This window comes from Erythrobacter sp. RANMB8 (assembly GCF_056848235.1).
This window is the reverse complement of record NZ_JBREHG010000014.1, coordinates 38,959-59,268: the sequence shown is the minus strand read 5'-3', so window position 1 is coordinate 59,268 and position 20,310 is coordinate 38,959. Positions and strand designations below refer to the sequence as shown.

Genomic DNA, 20,310 nt, shown 5'->3' with positions numbered 1-20,310 from the left:
CGATCATGGTCTCCGCCGAACCCAGCATCGAAACCACTCAAGCCCGCGCGCTGCGCAGCCGTCGCCAGCATTTTGCCGCGCCCGGCGGTTCGCACGACCGGCTGGTCGGCTTCCTCGCCCGCGCCCTGCCGATGGGCGTGGGGGTGATCGCGGCGCTGATGGTGATCACGCCGCTCAGCCCGCGGGGCGAGGTCAGCTTCCTGCTCGATCGCAACAAGGTCGCCCTGATCGATGAACGCCTTTCGGTCGACAACGCCATGTATCGCGGTCGCGACGACAAGGGGCGCCCGTTCTCGCTGCTGGCGGGAGAGGCGGTGCAACGCTCCGGTGCCGAAGGGCTGGTGCGGATGGAGGATCTGGTCGCGCAGATGATGTTCGCCGATGGCCCCACGCGCCTCAGTGCCGAAGGCGGCACCTATGATATCGATGCCGAAACCGTCGCGGTCGATGGCGCGGTGCGCCTGACCGCTGCCGATGGCTATGCCATGATCGCGCGCGGGGTTTCGGTCGACCTGAAAGCCCGCGAGATGCGCGGCGATGCCGGGGTTTCGGGCGAGGTTCCCGCCGGCACCTTTTCCGCCGATTCGATCCGCGCCGATCTTTCCGCACGCACGATCCTGCTCGACGGCAATGTCCGTATGACCATGACGCCCGGCCAATTGAGGATGCCGTGATGACCAAGCCGCTTTCCCCCCGCCAGCCCCGTGCCCTCGCAAAGATTGCCGCGCTCTGGTGCGGCGGCGGCTTTGCCCTTGCCGCTGTGCTGGCAGGCGGGATGACACTCAATGCACAAGGTATTGCCCGGCACGATTCAAACGCGCCGGTGACCTATGATGCGGGCAACGGCCTGCTCGATGATCGCGCCAACCGGATCACGCTGGGCGGCGGGGTCATGCTCACGCAGGCGGGCCTCACTGTCCGTTCGGACCGGCTGCTGATCGATTTCACCGATGCCGGAAGGCTCGAAATCCAGCGCATCACCGCGACCGGCGGGGTCACCATCACCCGCGGCGACGAACGCGCCAGCGGCGACAATGCGATCTATGATTTCAACCGCCGCATCATCACCATGGCGGGCAATGTGGCCTTGCGCCGCGGCAGCGACACCCTGAACGGCGGGCGGCTGGTGATCGATCTGGAAAGCGGGCTGTCGAGCGTCGATGGCAGCGCGGCGGGCGGATCGGCGGTCAGCGGCAGCAGCAGCAGCAGCGGGCGGGTGACCGGCAGCTTTGCCGTGCCGCAGAAGACCTCCGGTCAGTAGGCATTCTCGTGCCGCAGCACCATCGCGGTGCGCAGCACGATTTCGATATCGCGCCGGAGCGACCAGCCCGCGATGTATTCCAGATCGGATTGCAGGCGGTTGGTGAGGTCTTCCTCGCGCTCCGTCGCGCCGCGATGCCCGCGCACCTGCGCCAGCCCCGTCAGGCCGGGCTTGAGGCAGTGACGCTGCCAGTACTTGCGGTCGACTTCCCAGAAGAACTTGTTGTTCGCCTGTGATCCCAGCGCGTGCGGGCGCGGGCCGACGATCGACATGTCGCCCTTCAGCACATTGAGCAGCTGCGGCAGTTCATCGATGCTGGTGCGGCGGATGAAGGCGCCGGTCCGGGTCACGCGGTCATCGTCACGCGCGGCCGAGCGGTTGCCGTTGTGATCGAGCTTGTCCTCGCGCATCGAGCGGAACTTGAACATGTCGAAGAACTGGTTGCCGCGTCCCAGCCGCCGCTGCACGAACAGCACCGGCCCGCCATCTTCCAGCTTGATCGCGATGGCAGTGGCAATCAGCACCGGCGAGAGCGCAACCAGCGCGCCGCCCGCGACTGCAAGATCGAACAATCGCTTGAGGATGCGGGCACGCAGGCCCAGCGGGCCGGTCGACACCACCAGCGTGGTGCGGTCGAATTCGCCATAGTGATGCACGCCAACCGCGCCCAGCGCATGGGCCGGCTCGCTCACGATCTCGCCATAGACCCCGGCCGATTTCAGCAGGAACGCCCAGTCCTGCCGCCGCTCCATCGGGCAGCTGACCACCACCTGATCCTGGTTGCGCAGCAGCTTGCCCAGCCGGTCGAGCATGAAGGGATCGTGGCTGGCCGGATCGAGGCCGAACTGCGCGGCGGAAATCACCGCAACACCTTCCATCGGAAAGCCCGTGCCGCCATCGTCGATCACCAGCCGGTTGGTCACCCGCCCGCCCCAGCGCTTGGCGATCAGCACCTTCATCGCGCGGCGGAAAGCGATCAGCAGCAGGGCGGTGAAGGCCAGCCCGATGGTGACCGACGCGCGCGAGAAATCCTCGTTCGATTTGGTGTAGAAGCCGACGAAATTGATCAGCCCCGCCGCGATCACCAGCGCGATCACGGCCTTGCGCGATGCGAACAGCCAGTCGTTCAATGCCTTGACGCCATAGGTGCTGTTATAGAGCGCGATCGTGAAATAGACCGGCAGCATGGCTTGCGCGGCCAGCATGGTGCGCGGTTCCCACCAGCGCCCTTCCCACAGCAGCGCCGCCAGCGCGAAGCTGAAATTGAACAGCGCGCCATCCATCAGCAGCATCAGCACATAGGCGCGCAGCCGCCGCCGCTCCAGCGAGGGAGCGATCTTGCTCTCGACTGCTTCATGCCGAACCGACTCCAGCAGTTTCGGCGTCACGCGATTCATTAAGACCTTCCCCCAAAGGCGCGACCCTCAGGATGCTTACCTAGGGCTTAATACACAGTAGTATTGTAATTGTGCGACTGCGAAATTCAGTTTGTCACATTTTGTGACCGCTTTGCAGCATATCGGGCAATTTCCGCCATTTCCTGCGCCAGCAGCAGCTCGGCGGTCTGGCTGTTGGCCAGCATGGTGCGGTGCAACCTGGTAAGGCGGGGAATCAGGCGATCGAGCCGCGTCTCGCGCGATCCGCGGGTGGCAGGCTGGGTCCAGCGTTCGAACTGGGTGGTGATGGCGCGTTCTTCCTTGAAGAAGATGCCGAGCTGCATCTTCTCGCCCTGTCCCAGCGAAGGGATGCGGCCGTTGGTGCCGATCCGGCTGGCGATCTGCGCCAGCTGCGCCGCCCGCCGTTCCAGCGCCAGCGCCACGCCGACAGGGTTGAGCCCCAGCTCGCGCATCCGCCGCACCTCGCCCGCGATCCGCCCCGTCTCGCCGCCGAGCACGGCGTTGACCAGCGGGGCAAAGCCGTCCTCCTCGGTCGCCGCGCCGATCGCGGCGTGATCTTCGGGCGTGGCGGATTTGGGCGATTGCGGATCGGCATCGCAATAAAGCGCGAGCTTGGTGACTTCCGATTGTGCCAGCCGCACATCGAGCCCGGCGCCGCGCGCGATGCGTTCGGCAAGGTCTCCGCCCAGCCTGAGACCCGCTGCATCGGCCATGCCGCGCACGGCCTGTGCGACATCCTTCAGTTCCGGCTGGTGGAACATCGCCACCAGCGCATCCTTGCGCTTTTCCAGCAGCTTGGCGGTGCGCGACTTGTCGGTGGCGGAGGTGGCGACGACGAACACCGGGGCCGCCTCGCCCGCGCCGGCCTCTGCCGTTTCGATCAGGAATTGCAGCGCATCATGCGCATCATCGCCGCTGGCACGCACCCAGATGTGGCGCTTGCCGCCGAACAGCGAGGTCGAACGCGCCTCGTCGCCGAGCAGGGCGGGATCGCGCTTCAGGTCTGCGCCGGAAAGCTCCACCCGCTCGCCCGCATCGGGCAGGGCGGCGGCGAGGCGGCCCGCGGCGGCGCTGGCCCCGGCCTCGTCCGGGCCGCAGAAGAAGAACATGCGGCAGGCGGTGGCCCCGGCGGGAAAGCCGCGGGCAAAATCGGAATGCTTGGCCTTCATTGGCCAGCGGCGGCGCGCGCCCTGAGCGTCACCGCCACCTGCGTCGCCATCCGGTCCGCGACATCGAGCGCGAGGTTTTCGAGCGCCTTCTGCTCGGCGGCGATGGTGGCATATTCGCTCGAGACCACATCGATCCCCGCGTCCGAGCCTGCGGTGGCATCGAGCAGCACCGACCCCGTTGCCAGATCGACCAGCTGGTACCGCGCCCGCAGGATCCGGCGTTCACGGCTGATCGTGTCGTCGTTGAGCACGCCCAGCGCCTCCAGCGAATCGTCCAGCCGCACGTCGAGCCGGTATTGCGGCGTCGTCTGCCCGGCGATCCCGAGGCGGGCTTCAAGCGCGTTCTTGACCAGCCAGCCCCCGCGCCCCTGGATCGCAGGCACCTCGACCGCGGCGATGCCCTGCGCGGTCGCCGCGGTGCCCCCGCCCGCATACATCGGCGACAGGCCGCAGGCGGCAAGCGCAAAGGGTGCGGCGAGGGCGACGAGCAGGCGCATCAGGTGACGATATTCACCAATCTGTCGGGCACCACAATGATCTTGCGGATCGCCGCGCCATCGACCGAGCGTTGCAGGTTGGCCGAAGCCAGCGCCAGCGCCTCAAGGTCTTCCTTCGAGGCACCCTTGGGCGCGGTGACGGTGTCGCGCAGCTTGCCCATGTGCTGGATCGCGATGGTGACCTCGTCATCGACCAGCAGCGCGGGGTCGACCTCCGGCCATGCGGCATCGGCGATCAGGCCTTCACCGATGCGCTGCCACGCCTCTTCCGCAAGGTGCGGCATCATCGGTGCGGCGAGATGGACCAAGGCCCGGATCGCCGCGGAGCGGCTGGCCGAGGGCGCGGCTTTCTCCACCGCGCCGGTCAGCTCGTAAATGCGCGCCACGGCCTTGTTGAAGCCCAGCGCCTCGATATCGGCGGCGACGGCCGCGATGGTCTGGTGGGTCTTGCGGTCGAGGGCCTTGTCCTCGCCCTCGGCTGAAGCATCATAGGCCGAGAACAAGCGCCACAAGCGCTGCACGAAGCGCGCACAGCCTTCGATCCCCGCGTCGGACCACGGCAGATCGCGCTCGGGCGGGGAGTCCGACAGCATGAACCAGCGCACCGCATCCGCGCCGTGGCGGGCGATGATCGCATCGGGGTCGACGACGTTCTTCTTCGACTTCGACATCTTGATGACGCGGCCGACTTCAACGGCCTCGCCATCGGCGAGCAGCGTCGCGCCCTCGGACGTGCGGTTCACATCCTCGGGCCCGAAGAACACCGGCACGCCGCGGCTCGCGTCGATGCGGCTATAGGTCTCGTGCGTCACCATGCCCTGCGTGAACAGCGCCGCAAACGGCTCCTGCACCGCGATCTTGCCGGTGTGGGCGAGGGCGCGGGTCCAGAAGCGGGCGTAGAGCAGGTGCAGGATCGCATGCTCGATGCCGCCGATATAGTGCTGCACCGGCATCCACTTGGCGACCTCTTCGGGGTCAAACGGACGGTCAGCGGGCTGGCTGGCGAAGCGCAGGAAGTACCATGAGGAATCGACAAAGGTGTCGAGCGTATCGGTCTCGCGCCGCGCCGCTGCGCCGCACTTCGGGCAATCGACATGCTTCCACGTCGGGTGGCGTTCGAGCGGGTTGCCGGGGATGTCGAAGCTGACATCCTCGGGCAGCGTCACCGGAAGCTGGTCCTTGGGCACCGGCACCACGCCGCAGGCATCGCAATGGATGAAGGGGATCGGCGTCCCCCAATAGCGCTGGCGCGAAACGCCCCAGTCGCGCAGCCGCCACACGGTCGCCCCCTTGCCCCAGCCGCCCTCTTCAGCGCGACGAACGACTTCAGCTTTGGCTTCTTCGATAGAAATCCAACGATTCTCTCCGAAGAAGTTCAGATATTCCCAGTCGCCTTCGGTGCGGATTTCCTGCAACCTTTTTCGTATGCGGATGAGTGCTTCGCTATCTTCGACGCTAAATCTTGGTTCGTAAGAGGTTTGGTCGAATGCCTTTTCGGTGACCGCAAAGAGCTGAAACTCTTCGTCTTCGCCTCGAACTAACCAAGGATTTTCTGCGAAGTCGAATTGATACTTCACTCGCTCTTCAGCTGAAGCCAATCTAGCGTGCAGAGGTTTCAGTGCGGGTTCGACAGGCAAGCCATACTTGTTCGCGAAATCTAAATCGCGCTGGTCGTGGGCTGGCACACCCATTACCGCGCCTGTGCCATATTCCATGAGAACGAAGTTGGCGATGTAAATGGGAAGCGTCCAACCGTCGTCGAATGGGTGCAGGACTTCGTAGCCGGTGTCGTAGCCCAGCTTCTCCTGCTTCTCCATCTCGGCAGCAGTCGTGCCACCGCGCTTGCAGTCTTCGATAAAGGCGGCGGCTTTGGAGTCCCGCGAAGCAACCTCAAGCGCAATCGGGTGGTCGGGCGAGACCGCGACAAAGCTCGCGCCAAAGATCGTGTCGGGCCGGGTCGAAAAGACCTCGATTGGCTCCGTCAGCGGAACCAGCGGCGCGAACTTGAAGGTGAGCCCCTGGCTCTTGCCGATCCAGTTCTCCTGCATCAGGCGAACCTTCTCGGGCCAGTCCTCGAGGCTGCCCAGCCCCTCCAGCAGATCATCGGCAAAGTCGGTGATCTTGAGGAACCACTGGTTGAGCTTGCGCTTTTCGACCTCCGCGCCCGAGCGCCAGCCCTTGCCGTCGATCACTTGTTCGTTGGCGAGCACGGTCATGTCGACCGGGTCCCAGTTGACGGTCGATTCCTTGCGATAAACCAGCCCCGCCTCGTACAGATCGAGGAACAGCGCCTGTTCGTGGCCGTAATATTCGGGATCGCAGGTGGCGAATTCGCGGGTCCAGTCGAGCGCAAAGCCGATCCGCTGCAATTGCGCCTTCATCTGCGCGATGTTCTGGCGGGTCCAGCCGCCGGGGTGCACGCCCTTTTCCATCGCGGCGTTTTCGGCCGGCATCCCGAAGGCGTCCCACCCCATCGGGTGCAACACCTCGAACCCGCGCATCTTCTGGTAGCGCGCCAGCACATCACCCATGGTGTAGTTGCGCACGTGGCCCATGTGGATGCGCCCCGAAGGATAGGGGAACATCTCGAGGATGTAGCTCTTGGGCTTGGGGCTGCCGGAATCGGCGGTGAAGGTGCCCGCCGCTTCCCATGCGCGCTGCCAGCGCCCGTCAGCGACGGACGGATCGAATCGGGTGTCAGTCATTGGAGCCTATCCGTGGAAGGGCGGTAAGGTGTTACGAAGCGAGCGGCTTCAGGAAGCGAGGGCTTGGCGACGCAGATCACGGGCCTTGGTGAGGATGATGTCCTCCAGCTTCTGCACCGTGGCGGCCTGCACCGGGGCTTCGACCCAGTTGCCGGCCTCGTTTACCTGCCGGCTCGCGGCCACCCGCAGGGCATCGGCGCGCAGATCCTGATCGAGGATCGTCACCGTCACCTTGACCCGCTCGTTCGGGTTGGAGGGGTTGGCATACCAGTCGGTCACGATCACGCCGCCATTGCTGTCGGCCTGAAGCAGCGGGGCAAAGCTGACCGTGTCGAGCGCGGCGCGCCAGAGATAGGCGTTCACCCCGATGGTGTTGAGCTGCGCGGCCTGCAATTCGGTGCGCGGACGATCATTGCCGCCGCATGCGGCCAGCCCGATCAGCGCCCCGCCGATCAGGGCGGCGCGCAGGCTGCGGCGGAAAAGGGCGGAATTGGCGCGTGTCACGTCCGGATCATCCTCAAAGTCTGTCTTGCTGACGCTCTATAGCCCGCAGGCACCGTGCGGCAAGCGTCAACCGCCTCGTGGCGGCGCACAAGGCACGCGGCGGGCTTTACCCCCGCTGAACCGTGCTGTTGCAGGGATGGGCGCGGGGTGCGGGCAGGAGAGGGCCGGAGCCTGCGCCGATTCTGTGTGCATCGCGCCACAGGTCTGCGGCGAATCCGTAGGGGCATGCGCAATATCATTGCAACGTCATCGTCCAGGCCTATCAGATTGTGACTGGTAAGGACGCGACTCAGCTACGGTTAAGGTTGCGTCAGGCTTGATAAATCTTCCGCATAAAGCGGGTTGCAGGGAAACGGGCAGAACAATGGTCGCCAAGGCGGACAGGACAGCAGGGAAGCAGCGTTCGCTGCCGCTCCTCGCGCTGTGCGGTGTTCTGGCACTGGCCGTGCCGAGCGCGGGTTTCGCGCTGGCCGGAACTGCGGGCGAAACCCGGGCCACTTCCTTTGTCGCGATGGGGATGGATGTCTTCACCCCCGCCTCGGTCGATCCGGCGCTGGCTGCCCGCGTGGCGGAAAAGGCGCGGGCACGGGGCCTGCGGTTCACGCCGGCGCGTGCGGTTCCGGTGGCCGGCAAGCGCACGGTGACGGTCGCGGTGCGGGTCGATGATGAAAATGCCCGGGCGATCACGGTGCGCAAGGCGATCGAAGCCGTGCCGGGCCGTGGCATCGGCGTCAACGGACTCGAAGCGAGCCGGTTCCAGCTGGGCGCGGCCCGCGGCTACAAGAGCTTTGCCCGCACCATCGATCTGGGCAGCAGTGTCAACAGCATGACCCTGCCCGACCTGGCGCAGTTCGAACCCTCGCGTCCGGTCTCCGAAAGCAAGCCGTCGCGGCTGCAACCGCGCATCGAGCTTGAAGACCGCGAGATTGCCGGGCGTTCGCCCAATACGCTCGACGCGATCGGGCGGGAGACCGTGGGTCTCGGCGGCAGCTTCTCGCTTTCTCCCAATCTCAACGTGACGGCAGGCGTGCGTTACTCGCGCGAGCGCGAACGGCTTGACCCGCTGACCAACTCGGTCAAGGACAGTCAGGCGGTTTATGTCGGCACCCAGATCAAGTTCTGATTGTAAAACAACCACTTGACTGAAAATCAGGCGATTCTAGACCCCCTTTAGGTCGGTTTAGACCCCCTCCAGACCCCGTTTAGACCCCTTGCAGCGCGGCCCTCGCGCATAGCTATTCCCCGCTTCCCCTGCCGTTACGGCACGGCTAGGTTTGCTGCGCAAAACGTTGCAGCATCAGGGAAGGGAAATGCCATGGGTCGGGTAGCCATCGTCACCGGAGGAACACGCGGAATCGGGGAGGCGATCTGCAAGCGGCTCCAGCGGCAGGGCCACACGGTCATCGCCAATTACGCGGGCAACGAGGAAAAGGCGAAGGCCTTCACCCAAGCCACCGGCATCCCAGCCTACCGCTGGGATGTGGGCGATCACGAAGCGACGCTGGCGGGTGTGGCGCAGGTGGAAGCGGATCACGGCCCGGTCGATATCGTCGTCAACAACGCCGGGATCACCCGCGACGGAACGCTCCACAAGATGAGCTTCGAGGACTGGAACGATGTCATGCGCATCAACCTCGGCGGGTGCTTCAACATGGCCAAGGCGACCTTCCCGGGGATGCGCGAAAGGGGCTGGGGCCGGATCGTCAACATCGGCTCGATCAACGGGCAGGCGGGCCAATATGGCCAGGTCAACTACGCTGCGGCCAAGAGCGGCATCCACGGCTTTACCAAGGCCCTTGCGCAGGAAGGCGCAAAGTTCGGGGTGACGGTCAACGCGATCGCGCCGGGCTACATCGACACTGACATGGTCGCCGCCGTGCCCGCGCCGGTGCTCGAAAAGATCGTCGCCAAGATCCCGGTCGGGCGTTTGGGGATGGCCGAGGAGATCGCCCGCGGGGTGGCCTTCCTCACCTCCGAGAACGGCGGCTTCATGACCGGATCGACCATGAGCATCAACGGCGGGCAGCACATGTACTGAGGCGCGCAGGCAGCCAGCCTTGCTGGCCGCCGGTGCCGCGCGGCGGCAGCGCGCCGCACGGACGGCGGCGCAAGCCCGCCGAACCCGTCTGACCCCCGCCTTCGCGGGGGCAGGCCCATCCCCCCACCATCAATCAAACACGATCCCCGCCACCTTCCACGCGCCGTCCTCCCAGGCGAGGCTGACGCTCTCGGTCTGCGCGGTGCCGTTTTCGTAGGCCGAGCGGAACCTCACCAGCCGGTAGCCCTGCGGCGGGGCGGGGACATACTCGTTGCCGATGATCTCGCGGGTCAGCACCTTGCCGAGCGGCGGGCGCAGGCGGGCGGACACATCGCTCCACACCTCAAGCGTGTTGAGCCTGCGGAACTCGGCGCTCGTCACGGCATAGCCTTCGGCCCAGCGGCTGTTGTCGATCAGATCGAGGAAATCCCCGGCGGCGCGTGCGGCACCTGCGGCTTCGCTTTCGGCAGCGGCGGCCACCGTAACCGCAGGCGCCGGGGTGACGACCGACAGCGGCGAAGCGGGCAGGAACAGGGCGGCAAGAACAAGCGACATGGCAGCAACTCCGGCAAAGATGAGAGCAAGGCCGCGCCCTGCCCGCCGCTGGAAAGCGGATGCCGTCATGTCTGGCGTGCCATGCGGCTGCGGCGCATCCCCCAAAACCTTGTCCGCATGAAATTGGGGGGGCGGATCGGGGGCCTCGCTTTCCGCCGCCAGCAGCACCCGCGCCGCTTCCCGGCTGCTGGTGACGCCGAGCTTGCGCCGCGCATCGCGCAACCGTTCGTTGATAGTGTGCACCGACAGGCCGAGTTCGCGCGCCGAGGACTTGGCATCATGCCCGCGCAGGATCAGCCGCAGGGTCTGCTTCTCCTTGTCGGTCAGCGTGTCGGGGCCGGGGGTCATGCGAGAGGTTTAGGGCGCGAATGAGGGGCGGGACACCCCGAATTTTTTGGGTGGGCGGGGGCGGTGACGAAGGCTTAAGGCATTGTGTTGTATGGTCAGACCATGTCGGTGCACTTCGATGTCAGCAAGATCAGTTTCTTCGGACTGGACGATTGGTCCGTCGCGGTTTGTGCATGGCGGGGGTGCTGTCTTGAAGTCTTTTCGCGTGCCGAGCATTCGGTGGCGGATTGTATTCTGACGCTTCAGGAAGTTGGCATTGCCATTCACAATGATGCCCAGCACCAAGGCGCTGTCGCCCGCTTGCGAGCGCTGCATGAGTGCATGGAGAGATTTTCCTTCAATGGGCACGAAAAGGTCGCTCGTCGACGGATCGCCAATTGGCAAAGACTGGTTCATGAACGCAATTTCCTCGCCCATGGCCACATTGAAGCGAGACAATCGGGGATCGTCGCGCATCATTACCGGTTTGATGGCAAACAACGCGGCGAGCCCTTGCCGCCAAAGCAGTTGAGCAGGATCGAGATGCTGGAATTGCTCGCTGAGCTGGACGAGGCACAGCGCGCGCTCCACGGGCAACTGGGATGCATCAAGGCTTTCGCTCCCACCGCCAAACCGATTATTGCGAAGAACGCTTCAACCTGACCCGACCCCGGATCAAGTCCGGGGTGACGGTGATGGAAGGGATCGGGGTGACGCTGGAGGGCGAGGGGTGGCCCCTCAGCCCCGATACAGCCCGTCGATCCGTTCCTGATACCGCTCGCGGATCTTGTGACGCCTGATCTTCATGCTCGGCGTCATTTCCTCGTTCTCGATGGTGAAGGCCTCGTCCGCGAAGGTGAATTGCCTCACCTTTTCGATCACTGACAGGTCGGCATTGGTGCGATCGACCGCCGCGCTCACGGCTTTCTTGAAGGCCGGCAAGTCCTGCAAGGCCTTCAGATCGAACTTCTCGTTGTTTGCCCGCGCCCATTCCAGCGCCCATTCGGCGTCGGGCACGATCAGGCCCACGACATAGGGCCGCTTGTCCCCGCTCACCATCGCCTGGGCGATTTCGGGCTGGAGCGTCAGCATGCCTTCAACCTTCTGGGGGGCGATATTGTCGCCCTTGTCGTTGACGATCATGTCCTTCTTGCGATCGGTGATGACGATCCGGCCCTTGTTGTCGAGGTGCCCGATGTCGCCGGTATGAAGCCAGCCGTTCTGGAGCGTGCGGGCGGTTTCAGCCTCGTTGCGCCAGTAGCCGTGCATCACCAGCTCGCCGCGGACGAGGATTTCGCCATCCTCGGCAATGCGCACTTCGACCCCGCGCAGCGGCGGGCCGACGGTGTCCATCTTGAGGCCGACCTTCGGGCGGTTGCAGCTGATCACCGGCCCGGCTTCGGTCTGGCCATAGCCTTGCAGCATGGTGAGGCCCATGGCGTCGAAGAAATTGCCGACTTCCGGGTTGAGCGGCGCGCCGCCCGAAACCATCGCCTTGATCCGCCCGCCGAATTTGGCGCGGATCTTGGGACGTAGGGTCTTCTCGACCAGAAAATCCATCGGCTTGTCGCGCAGGCGCTTCTTGCCTTCCTTGCTGTTGCCCGCGATCTTCAGCGCGGCGTCCATCATGAAATTGGCGACCTTGCCCTGCTTTTCGACCTGTTTCATGATCCGGGTGCGCAGGACTTCGAACAGGCGCGGGACCACGACCATGATGGTGGGGCGGGTTTCCTCGATATTGCTGGCGAGCTTTTCGAGCCCTTCGGAATAGAAGATTTCCGCGCCCACCCCGATCGGCAGATATTGCCCGCCCGAATGTTCGTAAGCGTGGCTAAGCGGCAGGAACGACAGGAAGCGTTCGTCCTTGATCCCGAAATCCTCGATCAGCACTTCGGCCGCGCCCGCAACATTGCACAGGATCGCGCCGTGGTGCTGCATCACGCCGCGCGGCGCGCCGCCGGTGCCGCTGGTGTAGATCAGGCAGGCGGTCTCGTCGCGCTTGATCCGGGCGATGCGGGCATCGACCGCGGCCCGCGCCGCTGCGGCATCGCCGGCAACCAGTGCTGCCCAGTCGTGATATTCGAAGCTGCCCGATTGCTGGCGCTTGAGGTCGTCGATGCCGATCACGTGTTCGGCCAGCCCGGTCTGCGCGATTGCGCCCACCAGCGGGGCAAGCAGCTTCTCGTTCGAGACGATCACCGCACGCGCACCCGAATTGTCGAGGATATGCGCGTGATCGCGGCGGGTGTTGGTGGTGTAGGTGGGAACGGTGATGCACCCTGCGGCCATGATGGCGAGGTCGGCGATGCACCATTCGGGGCGGTTCTCGCTGACCAGCGCCACGCGGTCACCATCCTCAAGGCCCATGGTCCGCAGCGCCTCGGCCAGCAGGCAGACATGCTCGGCCGCCGAACGCCAGCTTTGTGTCACCCATTGTCCGCCGGTCTTGTGGCCGAGGAACGGCGCATCGCCCTTCTCGTCGGCACGCTTGAGAAACAGCTCGACCAGATTCTGCGCGTTGTCGATGTCCTGCAACAGCTGGTGGTCAGCCGGGTTGGCCACGGCACGGGCAGCGTGGGGCACGGTGGGGGAATGCACTGGCAAAGGCTCCTGATCCCTTCGAGATTATCTTTCGCGAGGCATGGTGCGACCCGCGTGGCCTGCGCAGATTAGAGGGTCAAATCCGTAGCGGCAAGCACCCCGATAGTGATGCCCCCGGCGGCGATGTCAGGGGGTGACAACGCTGACAAGCCGCGGTTCGGTTGCCACTTCCCACGTCCCGTCGGCGCGCCGCCCGAGCGCGTTGGCCTTGATCGGGGCAGGCCCGACGCGGATGGTCTTGTGGCCGCGTGCGGCAAGATCATCCTTCATCGCTTCGAGCGTGCTGCCCTGCTCGATCAGCAGGGTGTCGCCGAAAGACATGGCAAACGGCATCGCCAGCGCATCCTGCGCGCCGAGGCGGAAATCGAGCACGCCGATGATCGCACGGGTGACGGTCACCGGGATCGTCGGGCCACCGGCGGCGCCGATCACCAGCACGATCCGCCCCTCGGCATCGTAGACAATGGTCGGCGCCATCGAGGAACGCGGACGCTTGCCGCCCTCGACCCGGTTGGCGACCGGCTTGCCATCGGCCTCGGGCGTCAGGGTGAAGTCGGTGAGCTCGTTGTTGAGGTAGAACCCGCCCCAGTGCAGCCCCGAACCGAAGGCGCCCTCGATGGTCGAGGTGTAGCTGACGGCATTGCCGCTGGCGTCCACGACCGCGAAATGGGTGGTGCCGTTTTCCGGCTCCTCCGGCCCGTCCCCGCGCGCGAGCGGCGCGCCCGGCGGCGTGCCGGCCTCGGGCTTCGCGATGGCGGTGTCCGGCGAAATCAGCGCCGAGCGGGTGGCCAGATAACCGGCATCCACCATGCCCGAAACCGGCACCGCCACGAAATCGGCATCGCCCGAATAGAGTTCGCGGTCGGCATAGGCGAGGCGCTGGCTTTCGATGAACAGGTGCCAGAACGCAGGGCTGTCCGGGCCGAGCGCCGCGATGTCGAAGCGTTCAAGCTGGCCGAGCATCTGCGCCACAGCGATCCCGCCCGATGAAGGCGGGCCCATGCCGCACACCTTGTAAACACGGTAGCGGGCGCAGACGGGCGCACGGTCTTTGGGCTGGTAGGCGGTGATGTCGGCAGCGGTCATCCTCCCGTCCTGCGGGGTTTCGCCAGCGACATAGGCGGCGAGCGAAGCGGCGGCCTCGGCGCCATACATCGCCTGCGGGCCTTGCTGCGCCAGCGCCCGGAAGGTGGCGGCGAGTTCGGGCACGCGGATGGTGGTGCCGATGGGGAGCGGGTTGCCGTCCGCGCCGAAGAACACCGCCTTGGCCGCGGGGCTCTTGTCGGCACGGCCCTTGTTGCCATTGAGCGATTCGAACAGCCGCCGGTTCATCACGAAGCCGTCTTCGGCGAGCGCGATGGCGGGCTCGAACAGCTTGGCCCACGGCAGCGTGCCATGTTCGGCATGGGCCTTGGCGGCAAGCGCGATATTGCCCGGCACCCCGACGCTGAGGCCCGAAAAGACCCGCGGTTCGCGGGGAAGCACCTTTCCGTCTGCATCGAGGAAGCGGTTCGGGGTGGCTGCGGCAGGCGCGGTTTCGCGGCCGTCGATGGTCTGCAAGGCGCCGGTCGCGCCGTCAGCGCGGACCATGAACCCGCCGCCGCCGATGCCGGAGCTTTGCGGCTCGACCACCGTCAGGGCCAGCATCACGGCAATCGCCGCATCGGTGGCAGAGCCGCCCTGCGCAAGGATCGCCTCGCCCGCCGCGGTCGCGCGCGGATCGGCGCTGCTCACCGCGCCTGCCGAAACGGGCGAGGGTTCGACTGTGGCGATCGTCGGGGTGGTGACGCAACCGGCAAGAACCAGCGCCAGCGGAGCGAGCAGGGCAGAGGATAAACGCATGGCCCTATCGCTATTCGGTTCCGACCGCTTCGGCAATGCTGGCAAAGCCGTCGCGCCGCATCAGCGCCTCGAGCCCGCGGGCGATCCGCCCGCCGAGACCGGGGCCTTCGTAAACCATCGCGGAATAGAGCTGCACCAGCGAAGCGCCGGCACGGATGCGCTCCCAGGCGTGCTCGGCACCGGCGATACCGCCCACGCCGACTAGCGGAATGGCGCCGCCTGTGGCCCTGCGGAAATCGCGCAGGCGCTGCGTGGCGAGGCTCCGCAAGGGTGCGCCCGACAAGCCGCCGCTCTCCCCCGCATGGTGCGAACGCAGGGCGGGGCGGCTGATCGTGGTGTTCGAAACCACCAGCGCGCCGAGCCGCTTGTCCAGCGCGATGCGGGCGATGGCGTCGATGTCCGCCGGTTCGAGATCGGGCGCGACCTTGAGGAAGATCGGCACCGCCGCGCAGCCCGCCTCGTCGCGCGCTGCAATCACAGCATCGAGCAGGCCGGTCAGCGCGCTTTCATCCTGAAGCGCGCGCAGGCCCGGCGTGTTGGGGCTGGAGATGTTGACGCAAAGGTAGCTGGCAAAGGGCGCCATTGTGCGGGCGAGGGTGGCATAATCGGCCACGCGGTCGTCCGAATCCTTGTTCGCGCCGATATTGACCCCGACAATCCCGGCCCGACCGCTGCGCGCCCGCAGCCGCGCCAGCGCCGCTTCGCCGCCTTCGTTGTTGAACCCCATGCGGTTGATCACAGCCCCGTCTTCGACCAGCCGGAACAGGCGCGGGCGCGGGTTGCCGGCCTGCGGCAGAGGCGTGATCGATCCGACTTCGGTGAAGCCGAAGCCGAGGCCGAGCAGCGCGTCGGGCACTTCGGCATTCTTGTCGAAGCCCGCAGCGACACCGACCGGATTGGGGAAGTGCAGGCCCGCCACCGTGATGCCCAGCGCATCCGACTGGCGCACGGGCGCACGCAGCGGCAGCGCCTTCATGGCCGTGATGGCGAGGCGGTGCCCGGTTTCGGAATCGAGCGCGAACAGCGCGGGTCTGGCAAGGCGGAACAGCATGGCACAGCGCCTATGGCAGCGCGTTGCCCCTGTCGAGCGCATCGGCGCGATCCTGTCCCGATTCATCCGCAGGTTCCGGCCACGGGCTGCACATTCGCGTCCGGTTGCAGCGCGTTAACAAGGCTCTCCCCCTGATCAAGGGATCATCCTTGTCGCTTGCATACAATGCTTGTGGCGAATCACGGTCTATAGGCTGTCTTGCGACCCGAAGGGCTCGGAGCAGTGATGCAAAGAGTTCCTCAACTCAGATAGGCGGCGCTCCCACGGGATGCGCCGCCTTTTTTTGTCTTGCGCACGCAAGGTGCGATTTGTTGCTTTGACCACGGGCACAAAAGCGGGAATAAATCTTTTCCCCGACCATGGACGCAACAACTTCTTTCCCCCGATCCATCGACAGCACCGAGGTGGCCGAGACCAGTCTAACCTCCCCTGCGCTGATTGCAATCGATTACATTGCACCCCCGCAGGCGGTCGCGCCCTATGTGACCACGCTGTATCATTTCCGCTGTGACGAGCCTTTCATCCGCGACATCCAGCCCGCCGCTGTGGGGCAGGTCTGCCTCTTCCCGCACGGCAAGGGCGAGATGCATTTTGCTGACGGGCACCGCGATCCGAATCATCCCGTTGGCCTGCTAACGCCGCTGTCACGCGCCACGCCGATCGAGGTGGCGGGCCCGTTTCATGCCTTTGGCGCAGCGCTGACGCCGCTGGGATGGGCCGCGCTCACCGGGCTGCATGCGGGTGTCCACCGGGACAGGCTGCTGCCGGCCGGATCGGTGCTTGGCCCGGAGATCGATGCCCTGGGGGAGCGACTGCTGGAGGCTTACCGGGCGGGCACGATGACCGGAAGCGAATGCGCCCTTGCCATTGCGGCCTTCATCGAGAGGGCTGTCCGCCCGGTCAATCCTCGCCATCTCGAACTGATCGGCGCCGTGGCCCGCTGGCTCGGAGCATCGTTCAACCCCGAGGTCGGCGAGCTTGAGGGTGTGGCTGGCTATTCCGCCCGGCAGGTTCAAAGGCTGGTTGAGCAGTATTTCGGCCTCACCCCGCGCGCTCTTGCCCGCAAATATCGCGCATTGCGGGCGGCGGCCTTGCTTTCGGCCCCGCAGGTGTCGCTGGAAGACGAAGCCGAGATCGCCGAAGCGTTCTTCGACCAGCCGCACATGATCCGCGAAATCGCGCATTTTGTCGGACGGACTCCGGCACGGCTGACCGACGACACCACGCCTTACCTGACCGAGATGATCGACCAGCGGAACCTGCGCGAATTGAACTCCTGACATCTTGCCTATCGACAAGCGCAGCCGGGTGGCACACATTCGGCCAAAAGCTGGTCGCACCACACCGAACAAGGGAGCGCCCTTCAGGGCAGAACCGGGTTGCACGTTCGCACAAGGATGATCCCGCCGCCTGCCGAACTGGCGGGCCTCATCAACACATTCTACATCATCGAAACCGACGGGGGTGACATCCCCGAAACGGTGCCTGCCTATTCTGCCCAGTTGCTGCTGATGGTGCGCGGGCGGATCCGCTTCACCTTTGCCGACGGCAGCGAGGGAACATCCGCGACCGCGTTCTTCAACGCGCCGCAGATGCGCAGCGCCGACTGCATGATGGAAGGCCCGGTGCTGCAAGTCGGCGCGTCGCTGACCCACGTCGCCTGGCAGAAATTGTCCAATCTTCCCGCCGACGCGGTGCATGACCAGCTTATTCCGGCCTCGGCCATCCTGGCGGCCGAGCAGGTTGCCGCGCTCGAAGCGGCGGTCGAGGCTTGCGCCGCAGGGCGTATTGCGCCTGAAGAGCTGTGCACCCATCTGGCTACGGTGATCGCTTCCGGGCGGCATAGCCTGCGCCCCGATCATGTCGCCGCGGTGGAGACGATCCTGCGCTGGCTGGTCAGCGGTTTCGATCCCGGTCTGCCGGAGCTCTACGCCGATGTCAGCATGTCGCCGCGCCAGTTGCAGCGCATCTCGCGCCGCTTTTTCGGTGTTGCCCCGGGGCAGGTGCTCAAACGCTTCCGTGCCCACCGCGCCGCAATGGCGCTCAGCCAGCCCGGAATCAGCGAGAAGGTGTTCGACGAGCTGATGGCGACCTTCTTCGATCAGGCGCATCTTATCCGCGACATCCGGCGCTACACCGGGCGCACGCCGACCGAACTGCGCAAGAGGTATCTGGGCGACGGCCTGCTCGACCCCGCAGGCCACGGCGACGCTGGCGCGCTGCTGAACGGTGACGATGGATAGGCGCGGATTGGCGGTTGTAATGCGAACGGTTCGGTCCTAATTGCAATTCAGACTGATTCCGTCCGAATTGAGAACCGCTCGCAAATGCGCCTGTCCAACCTTGCCGATTATGCCGTCATCACGATGTGCCAGGCTGCCCTTCACTGCGGCAACGGGCGGGTGAGCGCGGCGGAGCTTGCCACCGAGACCGGCCTGCCGGTGCCGACGGTGCAGAAGCTCGTCTCGAGGCTGACGGCGGCAGGCCTGCTGCGCTCCGTGCGCGGAGCTCATGGCGGCTTGCAGCTGGGCCGTCCGGCGGCGGCGATCACCGTGGCGGATATTGTCGAGGCGATCGAGGGCCGCATTGCGCTGACCGCCTGCGTCGATCACACGCCTTGCGACTACGAGGCCGGGTGCAACATGAAGCCGCACTGGCCCATCATCAACAATGCGCTGCGCGGGGCGCTGGCGGGGATCACTCTCGCCCAGCTGCGCGGCCCCGTCGCCCATCCCCCCTTCACTGGCGCGACTACCCCCGAGGACCATCTGGCATGAGCGAAGAGATCGACATTCAGGACCGTGAGGCTCGCGAGGCCGCCGCCAAGGTTGCCGATTACGAGCATGGCTGGTCATCGGACATCGAAACCGAATTCGCCCCCAAGGGCCTGAACGAGGACACCGTCCGCTTCATCAGCGCCAAAAAGAACGAGCCTGAATGGATGCTCGAATGGCGTTTGAAGGCCTTCCGCCTGTGGCAGACCATGGAGGAGCCCGACTGGGCCAAGATCGGCTATCCCCCGATCGACTATCAGGACGCCTATTACTACGCCGCGCCCAAGAAGAAGATCGAGCTGGATTCGCTCGATGACCTCGATCCCGAGATCAAGCGGGTCTACGACAAGCTCGGCATTCCGCTGGGCGAACAGGAAGTGCTCGCCGGGGTCAAGGGCGCGAAGAAGGTCGCGGTGGATGCCGTGTTCGATTCCGTCAGCGTCGCCACCAGCTTCCGTGAGGAGCTGCTGCGCGCAGGCGTGATCTTCCTCTCGATCTCCGAGGCGATCCGCGAATATCCCGATCTGGTGAAGAAGTGGCTCGGCAAGGTCGTGCCGGTGCGCGACAACTACTTCGCGGCCCTGAACTGCGCGGTCTTCTCCGACGGCACCTTCGTCTACGTCCCCGAAGGCGTGCGCTGCCCGATGGAGCTTTCGACCTATTTCCGCATCAATGCCGAAAATACCGGCCAGTTCGAACGCACGCTGATCATCGCCGACAAGGGCGCCTATGTCAGCTACCTCGAAGGCTGCACCGCGCCGATGCGCGACGAGAACCAGCTGCACGCCGCGGTGGTGGAACTGGTCGCGCTCGACGATGCCGAGATCAAGTATTCGACCGTGCAGAACTGGTACCCCGGCAACGCCGAGGGCAAGGGCGGGATCTACAACTTCGTCACCAAGCGCGCGCTGTGTCAGGGGGACCGTTCCAAGGTCTCGTGGACGCAGGTCGAGACCGGCTCTGCGGTAACGTGGAAGTATCCCTCCTGCGTGCTCAACGGCGAGGATTCTGTGGGCGAGTTCTACTCGGTCGCGGTCACCAACAATTACCAGCAGGCCGACACCGGCACCAAGATGATCCACAACGGCAAGAACAGCCGCTCGACGATCATCTCCAAGGGGATTTCGGCGGGCAAGTCGAACAACACCTACCGCGGCTTGGTGCGCGTCGGCCCGACCGCGAGCGGCGTGCGCAATTTCACCCAGTGCGACAGCCTGCTGCTGGGCGATCAATGCGGCGCGCACACCGTGCCCTATATCGAGGTGAAGAACCCCAGCGCCCAGATCGAACACGAGGCGACCACCAGCAAAATCAGCGACGAACAGCTGTTCTACGCGATGCAGCGCGGGCTGGGCGAAGAGGAAGCCGTGGCGCTGATCGTCAACGGCTTTGCCAAGGACGTGCTGAAAGAGCTGCCGATGGAGTTTGCCGTCGAGGCGCAGAAGCTGCTGGCGATTTCGCTTGAGGGGAGCGTGGGGTGAGCGCGCTCGTCCGCCCCCCCTTGGTGCAGGCTAGTTTAGCGGCTGCCCCGACACTTGTTGTCGCCCTTGCTGCTTTCTGGAATCGGGAGGCAATCTTTCTCATTCCGC

Annotated in this window: 18 protein-coding genes; 8 read left to right on the top strand and 10 right to left on the bottom strand. The window is 65.3% G+C overall.

What is annotated here, in order from left to right; translation table 11 throughout:
- The first annotated feature begins 5 nt into the window (after positions 1 to 5).
- Positions 6 to 674 (top strand): LPS export ABC transporter periplasmic protein LptC, encoded by a 669-nt coding sequence (gene lptC / locus ACU0AG_RS14035; protein ID WP_482782901.1) that lies wholly within the window; start codon positions 6 to 8, stop codon positions 672 to 674.
- Positions 674 to 1,261: an LptA/OstA family protein gene (locus ACU0AG_RS14030; RefSeq protein ID WP_482782900.1), complete on the top strand. Its 588-nt coding sequence runs from the start codon at positions 674 to 676 to the stop codon at positions 1,259 to 1,261. The genes lptC and ACU0AG_RS14030 overlap by 1 nt, the downstream gene beginning before the upstream one ends.
- Here the strand turns inward: ACU0AG_RS14030 and ACU0AG_RS14025 are convergent.
- From ACU0AG_RS14025 to ACU0AG_RS14005, 5 genes are all read right to left on the bottom strand, one after another.
- Positions 1,255 to 2,658 (bottom strand): sugar transferase, encoded by a 1,404-nt coding sequence (locus tag ACU0AG_RS14025; protein WP_482782899.1) that lies wholly within the window; start codon positions 2,656 to 2,658, stop codon positions 1,255 to 1,257. The two genes, ACU0AG_RS14030 and ACU0AG_RS14025, sit on opposite strands and share 7 nt — an antisense overlap.
- Before the next feature lie 86 nt (positions 2,659 to 2,744).
- Positions 2,745 to 3,827 (bottom strand): DNA polymerase III subunit delta, encoded by a 1,083-nt coding sequence (locus tag ACU0AG_RS14020; protein WP_482782898.1) that lies wholly within the window; start codon positions 3,825 to 3,827, stop codon positions 2,745 to 2,747.
- Entirely contained in the window at positions 3,824 to 4,324 is a 501-nt protein-coding gene (lptE, locus tag ACU0AG_RS14015) for an LPS assembly lipoprotein LptE (RefSeq protein WP_482782897.1), read from the bottom strand. The genes ACU0AG_RS14020 and lptE overlap by 4 nt, the downstream gene beginning before the upstream one ends.
- Positions 4,324 to 7,029, bottom strand: a complete 2,706-nt coding sequence (locus tag ACU0AG_RS14010) for a leucine--tRNA ligase (protein WP_482782896.1) — start codon at positions 7,027 to 7,029, stop codon at positions 4,324 to 4,326. The genes lptE and ACU0AG_RS14010 overlap by 1 nt, the downstream gene beginning before the upstream one ends.
- Positions 7,030 to 7,077: 48 nt before the next feature.
- Positions 7,078 to 7,533, bottom strand: coding sequence for a DUF3576 domain-containing protein (locus ACU0AG_RS14005; RefSeq protein ID WP_482782895.1), 456 nt, complete (start codon positions 7,531 to 7,533; stop codon positions 7,078 to 7,080).
- A gap of 364 nt (positions 7,534 to 7,897) precedes the next feature.
- Between ACU0AG_RS14005 and ACU0AG_RS14000 the strand changes: the two genes are divergently transcribed.
- Complete coding sequence (locus ACU0AG_RS14000) at positions 7,898 to 8,656, top strand: hypothetical protein (RefSeq protein WP_482782894.1); 759 nt, start codon at positions 7,898 to 7,900, stop codon at positions 8,654 to 8,656.
- Positions 8,657 to 8,848: 192 nt separating this feature from the next.
- Positions 8,849 to 9,571: an acetoacetyl-CoA reductase gene (gene phbB / locus ACU0AG_RS13995; RefSeq protein WP_482782893.1), complete on the top strand. Its 723-nt coding sequence runs from the start codon at positions 8,849 to 8,851 to the stop codon at positions 9,569 to 9,571.
- 129 nt (positions 9,572 to 9,700) lie between these two features.
- Here phbB and ACU0AG_RS13990 read toward each other — a convergent pair whose 3' ends face one another.
- The 5 genes from ACU0AG_RS13990 to ACU0AG_RS13970 all read right to left on the bottom strand — a co-directional run bounded on the left by ACU0AG_RS13990 (position 9,701) and on the right by ACU0AG_RS13970 (position 15,947).
- Positions 9,701 to 10,474, bottom strand: coding sequence for a helix-turn-helix domain-containing protein (locus ACU0AG_RS13990; RefSeq protein ID WP_482782892.1), 774 nt, complete (start codon positions 10,472 to 10,474; stop codon positions 9,701 to 9,703).
- Between the two features lie 9 nt (positions 10,475 to 10,483).
- Positions 10,484 to 11,044, bottom strand: coding sequence for a hypothetical protein (locus tag ACU0AG_RS13985; protein WP_482782891.1), 561 nt, complete (start codon positions 11,042 to 11,044; stop codon positions 10,484 to 10,486).
- A 147-nt stretch (positions 11,045 to 11,191) separates the two neighbouring features.
- Positions 11,192 to 12,991 (bottom strand): AMP-dependent synthetase/ligase, encoded by a 1,800-nt coding sequence (locus ACU0AG_RS13980; RefSeq protein WP_482782934.1) that lies wholly within the window; start codon positions 12,989 to 12,991, stop codon positions 11,192 to 11,194.
- Positions 12,992 to 13,180: 189 nt separating this feature from the next.
- Entirely contained in the window at positions 13,181 to 14,896 is a 1,716-nt protein-coding gene (gene ggt / locus ACU0AG_RS13975; RefSeq protein ID WP_482782890.1) for a gamma-glutamyltransferase, read from the bottom strand.
- 10 nt (positions 14,897 to 14,906) lie between these two features.
- Positions 14,907 to 15,947 (bottom strand): quinone-dependent dihydroorotate dehydrogenase, encoded by a 1,041-nt coding sequence (locus ACU0AG_RS13970; protein ID WP_482782889.1) that lies wholly within the window; start codon positions 15,945 to 15,947, stop codon positions 14,907 to 14,909.
- Positions 15,948 to 16,306: 359 nt separating this feature from the next.
- Here ACU0AG_RS13970 and ACU0AG_RS13965 point away from each other — a divergent pair, with 359 nt between their 5' ends.
- From ACU0AG_RS13965 to sufB, 4 genes are all read left to right on the top strand, one after another.
- Positions 16,307 to 17,227 carry a helix-turn-helix domain-containing protein gene (locus ACU0AG_RS13965; RefSeq protein WP_482782888.1) on the top strand — a complete coding sequence of 307 codons (921 nt, stop codon included), beginning with the start codon at positions 16,307 to 16,309 and terminating at the stop codon, positions 17,225 to 17,227.
- 117 nt (positions 17,228 to 17,344) lie between these two features.
- A complete protein-coding gene (locus ACU0AG_RS13960; RefSeq protein WP_482782887.1) occupies positions 17,345 to 18,190 on the top strand; it encodes an AraC family transcriptional regulator in 846 nt (281 codons plus the stop codon).
- Between the two features lie 84 nt (positions 18,191 to 18,274).
- Complete coding sequence (locus tag ACU0AG_RS13955; protein WP_482782886.1) at positions 18,275 to 18,724, top strand: SUF system Fe-S cluster assembly regulator; 450 nt, start codon at positions 18,275 to 18,277, stop codon at positions 18,722 to 18,724.
- Positions 18,721 to 20,202, top strand: a complete 1,482-nt coding sequence (gene sufB / locus ACU0AG_RS13950; RefSeq protein ID WP_482782885.1) for a Fe-S cluster assembly protein SufB — start codon at positions 18,721 to 18,723, stop codon at positions 20,200 to 20,202. The genes ACU0AG_RS13955 and sufB overlap by 4 nt, the downstream gene beginning before the upstream one ends.
- The last annotated feature ends 108 nt before the right edge of the window (positions 20,203 to 20,310 follow it).